The organism is uncultured Lactobacillus sp. (genome assembly GCF_946477725.1).
GTDB lineage: Bacteria > Bacillota > Bacilli > Lactobacillales > Lactobacillaceae > Lactobacillus.
Genome location: NZ_CAMKZC010000001.1, coordinates 43733 through 57337, shown reverse-complemented (window position 1 = coordinate 57337; position 13605 = coordinate 43733). Strand labels below are relative to the sequence as shown.

At 36.5% G+C, this 13605-nt stretch carries 12 protein-coding genes and 1 riboswitch; of the genes, 6 read left to right on the top strand and 6 right to left on the bottom strand.

All coding sequences use genetic code 11. The annotated features are described in order from the left end of the window. Positions 1-38: 38 nt before the first annotated feature. On the bottom strand, positions 39-1880 hold the full coding sequence (locus tag Q0R51_RS00275; RefSeq protein WP_294755853.1) for a BspA family leucine-rich repeat surface protein: 1842 nt from the start codon (positions 1878-1880) through the stop codon (positions 39-41). A gap of 182 nt (positions 1881-2062) precedes the next feature. Here Q0R51_RS00275 and Q0R51_RS00270 point away from each other — a divergent pair, with 182 nt between their 5' ends. Continuing rightward, positions 2063-3586, top strand: a complete 1524-nt coding sequence (locus Q0R51_RS00270; protein WP_294755851.1) for an SLAP domain-containing protein — start codon at positions 2063-2065, stop codon at positions 3584-3586. Between the two features lie 114 nt (positions 3587-3700). Here Q0R51_RS00270 and Q0R51_RS00265 read toward each other — a convergent pair whose 3' ends face one another. From Q0R51_RS00265 to Q0R51_RS00250, 4 genes are all read right to left on the bottom strand, one after another. After that, the gene (locus tag Q0R51_RS00265) at positions 3701-5659 is read right to left on the bottom strand and encodes a BspA family leucine-rich repeat surface protein (protein ID WP_294755848.1); all 1959 of its coding nucleotides are present in this window, start codon (positions 5657-5659) and stop codon (positions 3701-3703) included. Between the two features lie 47 nt (positions 5660-5706). Further along, positions 5707-6624, bottom strand: coding sequence for an HNH endonuclease (locus tag Q0R51_RS00260; RefSeq protein ID WP_294755847.1), 918 nt, complete (start codon positions 6622-6624; stop codon positions 5707-5709). 117 nt (positions 6625-6741) lie between these two features. Beyond that, positions 6742-6882, bottom strand: coding sequence for a hypothetical protein (locus Q0R51_RS00255; RefSeq protein ID WP_294755844.1), 141 nt, complete (start codon positions 6880-6882; stop codon positions 6742-6744). Positions 6883-7059: 177 nt separating this feature from the next. Beyond that, positions 7060-7419 (bottom strand): iron-sulfur cluster biosynthesis family protein, encoded by a 360-nt coding sequence (locus Q0R51_RS00250; RefSeq protein WP_294755842.1) that lies wholly within the window; start codon positions 7417-7419, stop codon positions 7060-7062. A 188-nt stretch (positions 7420-7607) separates the two neighbouring features. Here Q0R51_RS00250 and Q0R51_RS00245 point away from each other — a divergent pair, with 188 nt between their 5' ends. The 3 genes from Q0R51_RS00245 (at position 7608) to htpX (ending at position 10291) form a co-directional block, all read left to right on the top strand. Then, complete coding sequence (locus tag Q0R51_RS00245; RefSeq protein WP_046324133.1) at positions 7608-8708, top strand: SLC13 family permease; 1101 nt, start codon at positions 7608-7610, stop codon at positions 8706-8708. Positions 8709-8817: 109 nt separating this feature from the next. Beyond that, the gene (locus Q0R51_RS00240) at positions 8818-9378 is read left to right on the top strand and encodes a LemA family protein (protein WP_294755841.1); all 561 of its coding nucleotides are present in this window, start codon (positions 8818-8820) and stop codon (positions 9376-9378) included. Positions 9379-9394: 16 nt separating this feature from the next. Beyond that, positions 9395-10291: a zinc metalloprotease HtpX gene (gene htpX / locus Q0R51_RS00235; protein ID WP_294755839.1), complete on the top strand. Its 897-nt coding sequence runs from the start codon at positions 9395-9397 to the stop codon at positions 10289-10291. Positions 10292-10321: 30 nt separating this feature from the next. On the opposite strand, the gene Q0R51_RS00230 is transcribed toward htpX, so the two are convergent. After that, positions 10322-11260, bottom strand: coding sequence for a helix-turn-helix domain-containing protein (locus Q0R51_RS00230; protein WP_294755837.1), 939 nt, complete (start codon positions 11258-11260; stop codon positions 10322-10324). Positions 11261-11420: 160 nt separating this feature from the next. After that, positions 11421-11512: riboswitch (TPP riboswitch) on the top strand. Between the two features lie 40 nt (positions 11513-11552). Between Q0R51_RS00230 and Q0R51_RS00225 the strand changes: the two genes are divergently transcribed. Both Q0R51_RS00225 and Q0R51_RS00220 read left to right on the top strand, forming a co-directional pair. Next, positions 11553-12911 carry an ATP-binding cassette domain-containing protein gene (locus Q0R51_RS00225; protein ID WP_294756141.1) on the top strand — a complete coding sequence of 453 codons (1359 nt, stop codon included), beginning with the start codon at positions 11553-11555 and terminating at the stop codon, positions 12909-12911. Between the two features lie 9 nt (positions 12912-12920). After that, positions 12921-13574 (top strand): energy-coupling factor transporter transmembrane protein EcfT, encoded by a 654-nt coding sequence (locus tag Q0R51_RS00220; RefSeq protein WP_110445433.1) that lies wholly within the window; start codon positions 12921-12923, stop codon positions 13572-13574. Positions 13575-13605 lie beyond the last annotated feature (31 nt).

Genomic DNA, 13605 nt, shown 5'->3' with positions numbered 1-13605 from the left:
AATTCGTAATTAAAACGAACTAGCCTTTTTTGTCTTATCTATTTAAGTTTGAACCCTTCAGGCAGCTGGGGCTTTTTGCCATTATACATAACATAAGTTTCTTTTGGACTCTTTTTAGCCGAATGGTTATACAGTTTTAGCAATTGCTTTTCAGTATACTTCTTGCCCCGAGGTTTGACAATTGTGCCTTTGCCAACAGCTTGAATATGTTTAAAGCCTTGGCCTACTCCTGAACTCTTACGTAAGCGGTAATGACCGAGCTTGACAGCAAAGCCTTTTGGATTACCAGCATTTTTCAAAATCTGACTATTATGAATATTAAAATGGCTTAAATCAACTCCAGCGAGCTCTTGATCATTAGTAAACATTTCCGTTGAATCGTACATTTTTGGTAACCGCCAGCCACGCAAATCAACAAAAACAAGATTATCACAGTCCATAAACATTTGGCTGACCCTGGTAACCTGGCGTGTATCCCAAGTATGCAGGTCAAGCTGCTCAAGACTTTTTGCACCCTTAAACATCCTCAGCATATCAGTAACTTGGGCAGTATTAAAGTGCCTCAAGTCAATGTCTTTTAGACTGCTGTCGCCACTGAACATTGAATTCATCCAGCGTACGTTCTTGGTGTTCCAACCCGTTAAATTGAGTTTGGCCAAAGAGCTGTCTCCAGAAAACAGCGAGATCATATTAGTAACGTTGCTGGTATCAAAACTGCTTAAATCCAAACTAGTAACAGCTGGATTGTATGCGAACATTTCTCTCATATCTTTAACTTTACTCGTATCAAAGTGACTGAAATTTAGCTGATCCAAGTGAGCGAATTTTGCAAACATCCCCGCCATATCTGTAACATTACCAGTATTAAAGCCACTTAAGTCAAGTTTAGTTAAGTTAGAACACCCTTGAAACATATTTTTCATACTGGTGACTTTTTTGGTGTCCCAATTAGCCAAGTTTAAGTGAATAACTTTACTGCCCGAAAACATTTCCGCCATATTAGTCACTTGACTGGTAGCAAAATTACTCAGATCAAGACTTGACAAATTTTGGGTACTGGAAAACATATCGGACATATTATTAACTTTTCTGGTATCAAAGTGCTTAAGATTTAGTTCAGGAACTTTTATTCCAGCAAACATACCAGCCATGTTAGTGACATTACTAGTATCAAAATTAGCCAGATTAAGTTCTGCCACATCGCTATCCGCAAACATCTCTGCCATATTGGTCACTCGGCTGGTAGCAAAACTACTCAGATTAAGACGTCGCATCGGGCTGTTTCTAAACATACCACTCATATTAGTGACTTTGCTGGTATTAAAACTGCTCAAATCTACTTCTGTTAAGGCTGTGTTGTCAAACATTCGTTCCATGCTAGTCACTTGGCTGGTATCAAAGTGACTCACATCAGCTTTAGTTAGAGCTTTGTCATTAGTAAAAAGCAAAGCCATATTTGTCACTTGACTAGTATCAACTTTGTCGAGACCTGTAATATCCTCCAAATACTCAAGACCGGCAAACTTTTCTGCCGAATTCGGAGCCATTTGAACTGGTGTTTCAAACACAATATGCTCAATATTACCAGACCATTTAAACTGCTTTAAAAATGGTGTGCTGGATAATTGACTGCTCTTTTGCGGGCCACTAATCCGCAGAGTTCTACTAATAACATCGTATTTCCACGTACAGCTGCCATCAGTGCCAGTCCAAAGACCGGCATCAAATGGCAAACCTGTCGCACTAATTGGGGCAGCAGTAGGAGGTTCTGTTGCAGCAGCTACAGTTAAATTGGTTTGCACCGTTACGACTAAACCTAATGCCATCGTTGCAATACCTATGCCAGTTTTTTTAAACTTGCTTAAATTTGGTAATTTCATCTTGACGCCTCTTTTCTCTTATTCTAATTATAAGGGTATTTTACTTAAAACTAATTAATAATTTAAAACTTAAGTTAAACTTTGCCAGACTATTATTCTTTTACTGTAAGACATGTATTACTACCCCTATATTAGGTTATAATAAATTTGACAGAAAGTAGTAGAGATAGTGAGGGTAAATTATGAAGCTGACAAAAAGAATTGGAATTAGCCTGGCTATTTTAGCACTGGTCGCGACTCCACTTTTAGCAAATTGCAATCAAATACAAACAGTAGTGGCTGCTAAAAGCAGTAAAAAGGCCGCAAAGGGTAAAATTACTTTAATCTATGGTGCCCATCTTTATAATAAACATGGTCATAAAATTAAAAACAAGAAAAAATATCTGCCATATGCGGAAGATGATGCCAGTGGTTATAAGTATATCTATAGCTTTAATGCAGATGTTATGAAATACTATGGCACCAAAATAATTAAGGGGCAAAAATTCTATAATATTGGTAAAGGTTGCTACATTAATGCTGCAGATGTCAAGGAAGTTAACGGTAAAAACAGTAAAAAGGGCAAATTAGTTTTATTACAAAAATCAGCTGTTTATACTAAAGCCGGTAACAAGAGTGGCCACACTTTACCTAAGCGAGCTATCGTTAAATATCAAGGCAAAGTCAAACAAGTTAAAGCAAAACCAAAATACTATTATACTAAATACTTTAACTCAGACAACAATGAGCATATTTTCTATCTGCCACTCACAAAAATTAAAGGGAAAAATTATTATGCCATTGGTAAAAATCGCTATGTCAAAGCCTATAATGTTGCAAGCTTAGATGGTTATCCTCTAACTTACAATGGGGTTACAACGGCCACCGTTCTCAAAAAGACAGCCACTCAGACTTTAAACGAAAAGAAAACCAAACACATTTTAAAAAAGGGGCAGAAAATAAAAGTTGATTTAGCCGTTGAACCTTGGGCAGAAGACTTTGAAGGCTATATTTTCCGCCTGCATAATCATCATAATGAATACATAGATGAAAACTGTATCAACCTGAGAAATTACTTACCAACGACCGACTACTCTGATTTAACCTATAGTTTTGTTACTGCAAAGACTACTGCAAACGTTAAACTCTATGATGCCACAGGAAAACCTGTTGGGATTAGTTTTAACACTGCAAAGCAGTCTAACTTTAATGTTGATGGCTTGTTCTATATTTGGAATGGGGCTACAAACAAAGCTGAGTTGTATTACCACCTTCTGAGTAACAATTTAGATAGAAAAGCCCTTATCAATAATGATGGCACACAATTGAAGGCCCCGGTGACTGACAAAAAATATGGGCCAACCATTCTCACCACCAGTGAAAAAATAATAGCAGCTAACAGTTTCGTCAAAGCAAGTGATGTGAAATTTAGCTGGGGCATAAAACTTTCTCCTGTAAACACTTCGTTAGCAGCCGAGCAGAAACAAAAGGTAGCAACCGACAGCGATAAAGTGAAGCTCCAGAAAGACTTTGTTTCTGGACAGCAAACTATTAACGAGAGTGTCCATTATGATGGACTTATGCAGAGCTATGACTATGCTTTAGCTAATGCTGCTGTTGTCTTACGGTCGAGCAAAGCGACGCTGGCACAAGTAGATCAGGCAATCTGGCTGTTAAAAACCACTAAAAAACAGATAAAAACTTTAAACTTCCCTGAATTCGCCTAAAGCTTACTAGAAAGACAAACAAAAAAGGATTAGTTCTGAAATGTGATATGACCCCCAAATTAAGATAATTTCGAGGATCATATCAATGAGCTAATCCTTTTATTTTACTAAAAATCAAAAATGAAATGATTTTGGTAACTGTGGTTTTTTACCGTTATACATGACATAGGTTTCTCTAGGGCTCTTTTTGGCAGAGTGATTATACAGCTTAAATAATTGCTTTGCAGTATATTTTTTGCCTTTAGGTTTTCTAATTGTTCCTTTGCCTACAGCTTGAATGTGCTTAAATCCCTGACCTACACCTGAACTTTTACGCAAACGGTAATGGCCCAGCTTCACAGCAAATCCTTTAGGATTGCCTGCCTGATTTAAAATCCTGCTGTTATGAATATTAAAATTAGTCAGATCAACCCCTGCTAATTTCTTGTCCTGCATAAACATATCTGTCGAATCAGTCAGTTTAGGCATGTGCCAGCCATGTAAATTAACTTTAGTCAGATTAGGACATTGAGCAAACATCTCACTTACTTCAGTTAATTTACGGGTGTTCCAATTATGTAAATCAACAGTTTTGAGACTCCGATCATTTTTAAACATCTCATAAGCTTCAGTGAGACTATTAGTTTTAAGATGACTTAAATTAATATTGACCAGCTGCGGGTCGTTTTTAAACATGCGACTCATACTCCTGACCCGTTTGGTATTCCAGCCTTTCAAATTAACCGTCTTTAAGTTGTCATCATCACTAAACATTTCAGACAAATTTTTATTGGATTTAGTATTAAAATGGCTTAAATCTAAGCTGGTAATTTTTTTCATACCAGAAAACATATAGCTGGTGCTAGTGACCTTGCTGGTATCAAAATTACTAATATCAAAATCAATTAAATTTTCAGCACCCTCAAACATGCCAAACATATCAGTTACCTTGCTGGTATTAAAGTGCTTAATATCCAAGCTAACCATATTTTTTAATCCAGCAAACATAGTGCTCATATCAGTAACATTGGCAGTATCCCAACCCGTTAAATTAAGTTGTTTTAATGCTGTATCGTTTGAAAACATACCTGACATATTAGTTACTTTACTAGTATCAAAATTACTCAAATCCAAATTGGTCAAATTGGAATCTCCAAAAAACATAGCTTTCATATTTTGAACATTACTAGTATTAAAATTGCTCAAGTTTAGAGTTGTTATGTCCATACTATGAGAAAACATGTTGCTCATGTCCGTTACGTTTTTGGTATTAAAGCCTGAGCAGTCGAGCTGTTTAATCAGGCAATTATTGAACATTCCGCTCATATTTTGTACTTTACTGGTATCAAAGCTATCTACATTAATCGTTTCTGCCTTGGTACCGGAAAACATATTTGCCATATCGGTTACTTTGCTAGTATTAAAATTTTTTAAATCCAGCTTTTTAAAATTGGCCGCCGCAAACATGCTGTTCATAGTGGTTACATTTGCGGTATTCAATTTACTCAAATCTATTGCTATGGCAGTAGCATTATCCATACCTAATTTAAAGAACATGTTACTCATATCTGTAACTTTACCGGTATCAAACCTACTAATATCTAAGCTATTAAGGTTCATATCACCGGCAAATAAACCAGACATATCGGTTACCTCACTAGTATCAGCGTTCTCTAAACCCTTAATATCAGACAAATATCTCAAATTAGCAAATTTTTCTTTTGAATTTGCAGACAACTTAAACGGACTTTCAAAAACGATATGTTCAATACTTCCAGCCCATTTAAATTTTTTAATAAAAGGTGTGCTTGACAATTGTGCTCCTTTAGCACCACTAATAGTCAGCGTATTAGTAAGGACATCATATTGCCAAGTGCAGCTGCCATCCGTTCCAGTCCAAAAACCTAGCTGATTATTGCTAGTGCTGGCTGCAGCCGGTGTTGTTTTTGCAGTTTGACCGTTAGCAGCAGGTGTTACTGAATTGGCAGAAACATTCTGCACCAGATTAACGCCATTCATCATGCCCAAGACTGCGGCAGCCATACTGATGCCTATTTTTGTTAAAATATTTTGCTTGAATTTAGTTGACTTCATTTTCTGACCTCCTTTTGCTCTCAATTTCATTGTAAGCCTTTTAAAAACTAAATAATATCTTCTTTTGCGTTTACTTGCGCCAGCTTCCAGCCAGTCATAAAGTGCTGCTCGCGTAAAGAACGCAAGTCAGTATAATCGCTCTCCAAGCTATCAATTGCATCCTGCAATTTTTTGTTTTGCTTACGCATCTGGTCAAGTTCAGGATCATTAACCACACCCTTAAGATGCATTTTAGCGGCTAATTCTCGGCGTCTTTCTTCAAATTCACCCTTCAATGTAGCAAGAGCATTTTCATATTTGACCAGTTTTTGGTTAACTTCAGGAATTTCATTATTCAGACTGACAAACAATTTATAGGGCATGTTGGACTTAATACGATTGCATTCCGTGCAGGATAAAATCAGGTTGTCAAAATCATTATTATGTGACAGTGAAACCGGATCTTTGTGATCAACGCTGCGGCCGCGCCTGCCGCAATATTGGCAGCGATAATGGTATTTGGCACGAATACGCTCGCGGTCAATATAATCCACTTCATTGAGCTTAAAGTCGACGCTTAAGCCTAATTTCCTTAAGTTTTCAGCAAAAGTAAATTCGCTACTGGGTATAAAGCCAGTTTGACCTGTCTCGCTGTCAATTACCGCTTGATTAAAATCATGTGCTGCTAGTTGTTGCTGGGCTAATTCATTGCCGTCATAATCCTGAATAAAGGCTTCATAACGCTTGCGCAGGTCATTTTTAGCTACCAAAAAAGAAGTATTGCCATTGTCTTCATCTTTTCCGACAAAAGTAAACAGTAGGCATTGCCCAAAGACTTTCACTGCAATATTGGCAAAATTCTCCGGCACTTCTCCTCTTTGAATGCACAGATCACAGATACTGGTTAACTTAGGATTAACCAAACCTGCTTGTTTAAAATGTTTGGCATTGATACGCAAACCGCACGCACTGCATTGAAACTTCACTTTTGAATGTTCTCCTTAAAATAAGACATTAATATTTAACTCAATTCTACTCAATTTAAGATAATAAAAAAAGGTGGACGTAATGTCATCCACCTTTTAGTCTTATTTAAAAACAAACTATTTATTTTCGTCTGCTTTGGCCTTGTTCAAGAAAGCAACAACTGCTGCCACGTGCGCAACACGTTTCTTGCCGTTTCTCTTGTTCTTAGGTCTTTGGCTTGGTTCACAACCAGTGTTGTAATTCTCACCTTTACGCATAGTACTATACTTCCTTTCAGATTTTCGAAAATCTCATATAGTTTACCACTTAAGCTATAATGAAGCAAGATTTGCTCGTACTAGATCATTTTACTGTGATTTTTAATATCAAAAAACGGTTCCTTTGGAACCGTTTAAAATCTAATATTATTTATTAAATATTATCAGTTTATCACACTAATTATTTTCACTAATGGTCATAGCAGCATCAATCACGCCACTGTCGTCAGCTAAGCTGATTGCTGCATTCTTTTCATCAACTACCAAGTTATTGCCTAAGTATTGCATTTCTGCAGGACTTGTGTATAAGTCAAAGCCCGCATTATTTTCAACTTTAATTGAAAAGTCTGGATCTTGCTTATCCAAGACCACAAATTGAAAACGGGTTCCGGCAGCACAACTGCCAGCAATATTAGAGTACTTATTAGAGCCGTCGTTTAACGATAATAAAACAACTTGCCCCTCTTTCACACTCTTTTTAATTTTATCAGCAGCACCTGATTTAACGTTCATTTTAACTGTTTCGGAATTACTCATTTTAATATTTCCTCCTATTCCTTAGCAATTTTCTCAAGTATAGGATATATTAAGTTATAGTGTCAAAAATTATGTTTATAGTAAAAGTATCCCTTAATCTAAAAAATTATTATTGCTAATAAGGGAAAAAAAGGTCAAAATGTATATAGCGATTACAGATGATTATAACTTGTGAAAGGGGACATTTTATGACCGTCTTGAAAAAGGTTTTTAGCGATAAAATCCTGCAGATTACTTTTGTAATAACGATTATCAGTCTTTTTTTTGCTAGACCGCGGTTTGAAGACATTAACTTACATACGATCTTTTCAGTCGCCGCGATGCTAATCATTATTCAAATATACGCCTACTTACACGTTCTTGATGTGCTCGCGTATAAACTGACCAGTATTGCTGATAATATGCAAAAACTAAATATTTTATTTACGGCTTTAGCAATTATCGCGGGGATGTTTTTGGGCAATGACATAACAGCGCTTACATTGATTCCCCTATACTTGAATATTGCTAAGAGATGTGATTTACCCCAGATTTTACCCGTTACTTTAATTGGTATGGGTGCAAACATTGGGGCTGCCTTTACTCCTTGGGGTAACCCTCATAACATCTTTTTAGTTAGTAAGTATTCTGTTAACGCTGTCCAATTTTTTTCATGGTCTTTGCCCTATTTAATAATGGCACTCGTTATTACGCTGATTATTTTTCACTTTATCCCCCGCAAAAAAATTCCGCGGCAGGATGTTAAACAGATTAATATCAGCTTAAGACCAACAATCATTACTACAGCAGTGTTTGCACTATTCTTCTTGGGCGTATTTAAAGTTATTAATGTGGTAATTCCGCTAATTGTTGCAATTATCCTGGCATTATTAATAAACCCCAGAATCTTGCTTAAGGTTGATTTTGCTCTGCTATTAACTTTCACGTGTTTCTTTATTTTCATTAGTGACATTCAACAAATTCCGATGATCGTCAGCATTATCCATACAATGATCAATTCAGAAACTTCAACTTACTTCACCTCAATCATCTCAAGTCAAATTATCAGTAATGTTCCTGCTACCATTTTAGTTGGTAAATTTACCCCTTATGCTAAAGCATTGTTTTTAGGTTCCAATATTGGTGGCTTTGGTTCACCGATTGGTTCAATGGCAAATATGCTGGTGCTCAAAACTTTTACCCAAAATGCGACAGTTTCAAGAGGGGAATTTTTCAAAAAATGGACTGTAATGCAGTTCATAGGTTTGCTAGTCTTGACAGTTGTTGGCTGGGGGCTTTTATTAATTTAATAATCAATTTAGTAAAGCTTTGCTAATGAAAGGTAGTATAAGCTTCTTTTTTATACTCAAAAGTCTCTTAATCAGTTATAATTAAGAGATATATATAAGGAGGAAGACTATGAACAGTTTAACTTGGATAATTGTAATTATTATTATTTTATTAATTGCAATCTATATTGCGGTATACAATGGCTTACAAAAAGCCAAGGTTTACACCGATGAGTCCTGGAGCCAAATTGACGTCCAATTAAAGCGGCGTAATGACTTGATTCCTAATTTAGTCGAAACCACCAAAGGATATGCCAAACACGAAAAAGAAACACTGGAAAACGTTGTGCAGCTGCGTAATCAGTTAACTAACATTCCCAGCGATGACCATGCACAAACCTTAAAAGTTTCTAACCAAATTTCTGATGCGCTTAAATCTATCTTTGCATTATCAGAAAATTATCCTGACCTTAAAGCCAATCAAAACTTCTTGAAATTGCAAGAAGAATTGACTAATACTGAAAATAAAATTGCCTATTCAAGGCAGCTTTATAATTCATCTGCTGCTTTATACGATCAAAAACTTTTAACCTTCCCTTCCAATATTATTGCTCACATTCACGGTTTTAAGAAAGTTGACTACTTGCAAACCAGTGAATCTGAAAAAGAAGTACCTAAAGTTAAGTTTTAAATATTAGGCCAGTTTTATGTTATTTCAACAAATTGCCCGCAATAAGCGCAAAACTGTGGGTATTATGGGATTGTTTGTTATTATTTTGGCACTTGTAGGTGCGGGACTGGGCTACCTTTTTAGCGATAGACCAATTTTAGGTTTAGTTATTGCAGTGATTTTTAGTATAATTTACATGCTAATTGTCTTGCCCAATCCGGCAAACATGGTTATGAGCCTCAATCATGCCCAAGAAGTTCATGAGCAAGATAATCCAGAATTATGGCACGTTGTGCAAGATATGGCACTAGTTGGTCGTGTGCCCATGCCGCGAGTATTTATTATTGATGACGCCAGCCCTAATGCATTTGCGACAGGAAGGGATCCGAACCATTCAGCAGTTGCAGTTACTCAAGGTTTACTCGATATGATGAACCGGGAGGAACTGGAAGGAGTTTTGGGTCATGAAATTTCTCATATCAGAAACTACGATATTTTAGTTTCTACTATCGCGGCAGTGCTAGTAGGAGTCATTTCTTATCTTTCTGGGATTGCCAGCCGCTATATCTGGTGGATTGATGATGATCGTGATAGTGATCATGATAGTGGTGGCACTATCGTTGTCATTTTTAAGGTAATAGCTATAGCGTTTGTCTTAATTTTGGGGCCTATTTGTGCCAGTTTAGCGCAAATGGCATTGTCACGTAACCGCGAATACCTTGCTGATGCTTCTTCAGTAGAGTTAACGCGCAATCCTCAAGGACTAATTTCGGCGCTTGAAAAAATTGAGGGCTCTGCACCAATGAAAAAAGCTGATCCCAGCAGTGCCGGAATGTATATTGAAGATCCTATGCGTAAAAAACGCAGTTTTACCCATTTGTTTGACAGTCATCCGCCAACAGCGGACAGAATTAAACGTTTAGAAAAAATGTAAAAAAACAACCTTCTTGTTTAAGGTTGTTTTTTATTTCAAATTAATATTTGCCTGCCTGAATAGTTCTGCACGCATTTGCACTGGCGTTTCATGATAATATTCACTGAACTTCTTATAAAAGAAGGACTTGCCGCTATAACCAACACGGGTAATTATCTCTTTGACGGAAATATCTGGGCGAGCAAGTAAACTTCGTGCTTCCAGCATGCGCCTTTCATCGACATGTTCCACAAAACTTTTGCCAGTTTTTTGTTTGACCAAACTTGAAAAATAATTAGGATTAAAGCCAAAATGCTTGGCTGCATCATTAAGCGTAATATTAGTAAAATGGGCATCAATGTATTTTTCCAGATCCGTCTGTGCAAATTGATGACTTATTGCCGGAGTGGAAGTTAAATTCTGATTTCTAACAGCAGAAACGAAAAGCAAAGTAAGTTCTGCCATGATAGCGTTGCGGGTAAACAAGTCATGATTAAGGTATTCATCAATTATCTTTTTAAGTAGATGGGCAGATTCTGACATTAAGGTTCCGTTTAGCCCTAATAATCTTTTTTGCTCAAAAGTAGTATTGATTTTTTTAAGCAATTTTTTCTCATAATTGTTCATTACAGTTAGGTTGTCAAAAAAGTCCCGGACATCTATATTGGGGTCAAATTCGAGCTTAACTAAAATATCTTTACTACCAGGTTTTAATATTTCATAATTACTCTTTTTCTGTAAAAAGATGATATTACCATCATTGAGCATAAAATCCTGACTATTGATTCTCACTTTAGTTGAACCTTTTGCCTCATACAAAATAGTTAGTCCTGTTGTTTGGTAGCGATGAATTCCCGTATTACGATTTTCTAAAAAGGCTATAAACAAATCAAAGTTGCTGTTACCTGGTTTTATTTTCACTTCATTAGTATCAGACCTAGCCGCATCTATGATACTGGCTAAATATTGTTCCAATTTAACTGCTGCCATTACTTTCACCTCTTATACAATTTTGGGGTTATATAGTTTTATTATATAGCAAATTTTCATCTTACTAATATAATTTTGTTATTTTACCTTTATCATTGCTACATGGGTAACGGAAACTCCTTGTGCATCTAGACAACTAATTTTCTTTTCTGTATAATAAAATTTAACATCGGGGTGCCTGTAAAGGCTGAGATTAAACCCGCAGAACCTGCTATGGATAATGCCAGAGAAGGGAAAACGAAAGATTTTACATCGTCAGGCTATTATCCTGACGATTTTTTTGGTAACTAAATTGATTAAATTAAATAACCTAACATTTTCATATGATAAACAAAACCAAATTTTAACAGACATTAACTTAAATATTCCTACAAAGCAGTTTTCATTGTTAGTTGGACCAACTGGCTGTGGTAAATCTACCTTATTGAAAATAATAGCAAAGTTATATCCTGAATTTGCAGGACAACTAAGCGGCACTGTTACTCTGGGCGGCTTAAAGGCTGCTATGATGTTTCAAAATGCCAGTGAGCAATTTACTATGGCAACTCCTCGAGAAGAAATTATTTTTGCACTGGAAAACCTCTGCCTTAATAAGGCCCAGTATCTAAAACAGTTAAATGAAGCCGTTCAGTTTACCCAAATTGATTATTTACTTGATCAAAAAATTAACACTTTATCTGGTGGTGAACAACAAAGAGTGGCATTGGCTGTTCTCATAGCGATGAATGTTGACCTGTTTTTACTTGATGAGCCTTTCGCCAGCTGTGATCCCGCTGCCCGCAAGTTTTTAATCGCTAAACTAGCACATCTGCGCGATCAAGGAAAAACAATCATCTTAAGTGATCATGTACTAGCTGGTTATGAAGGATTTTGCGACAATCTTTTTCAATTTCAGGGTAAACGCCTGGTGCAGCTTTCTCAAGCAGAACAGGAAAAATTGTTGCGAAAAAATACGGATTCTAATTCCTATACTTTTGTCTTACCGCAGCAGACTGAGGAGTCGTGCTTTACCCTGCAAAACGTTCAGATTAGACAAAATCGTTTACTTCTAAAGCAGGAACATTTAAATATTGTTTCTGGTAAAACCACTCTGATTACAGGAGCCAACGGTGTGGGCAAAACATCACTTTTTAATGCTCTGACTAAAATGATCCCTTATTCAGGCAGCATCACCTACCACAACCGTGAAATTAATAAATTACCTACTCGTAAGTATTTGCTTCATGTAGGCCAAATATTTCAAAATGCAACTGACCAGTTTATCAATGTCTCGGTTGCAGATGAAATTAACCTCAGCAAAAAAAAACGGAGCAATTCTTATTTTACTGATGATAAAATAGCTGCTGCGTTATCCTCTCTTGAACTTGATTCACTGCTTGATCATGTCGTATATTCATTATCCGGTGGGCAGCAAAAGAAACTGCAAATCTTATTAATGTTGATTTCAGATCAGGATGTATTGTTAATTGACGAACCGCTTAGCGGCCTGGATGCTGACTCTGCCGTCAAAGTGATGTCTTTATTAAGAGAAAGTCAGAAAGCACGGAAGCAAACGCTTTTAATTATCAGCCATGAGTTAAAGAATTTAGCTGATTGGTGTGACTATCACCTCATTTTTAAAGACCAGCATCTAGCTTACACGAACAAGTGAGGTACTATCATGAATCCTAGTTTTAAATTTATCTTGGCTCTGATTATTTCTGTAGAAATATCACTGAAATCAAGTTTACTAACAAACCTCTTAATCATATTCTTTGCATTGGTCTATTTAATTTGCAAACACATTAAATTAAGCAATTTGCTTTTAACTCTACTAATGCCTTTAATTGCTGCTTTTACAGTTTTTGCGACTTTATACTGGTTCTCGCCACAGCCCAACTTACAGAACGCACTAAGCTTATCTAGTCGAATTTACGTTTATACTTTGACTATCTACTGCGTTTCAATAGACACTACTGCTACAGAATTTGCCCGCTCTTTTGAACAAAATTTTCATTTGCCCAGCAAGTTTGCTTATGGAGTTTTAGCTGCTCTTAATATCGTTCCCCGAATGAAAGAGGCTGTTAAGCAAATTCGTACTGCTGGCATGATGCGGGGGGTATATTTGAGTTTTTGGTCACCGGTTCTTTACTTTAAGGCTATCTTAGTTGCCCTGAATTCTGCAGAAAATTTAGCCCAGGGTATGGCATCCCATGGTTACCGCGAAAATGCCAGACGCTCTGTCATTGCAGCTGTTCCTGTTAAAAAAAGTGACTGGCTACAGTCAATTGCAATTTTGGTTTTAGTAAATCTAGCATTATTGACGTTAAAATAAAAAAGTGGACGTGCTTGTCCACTTTTTTCTA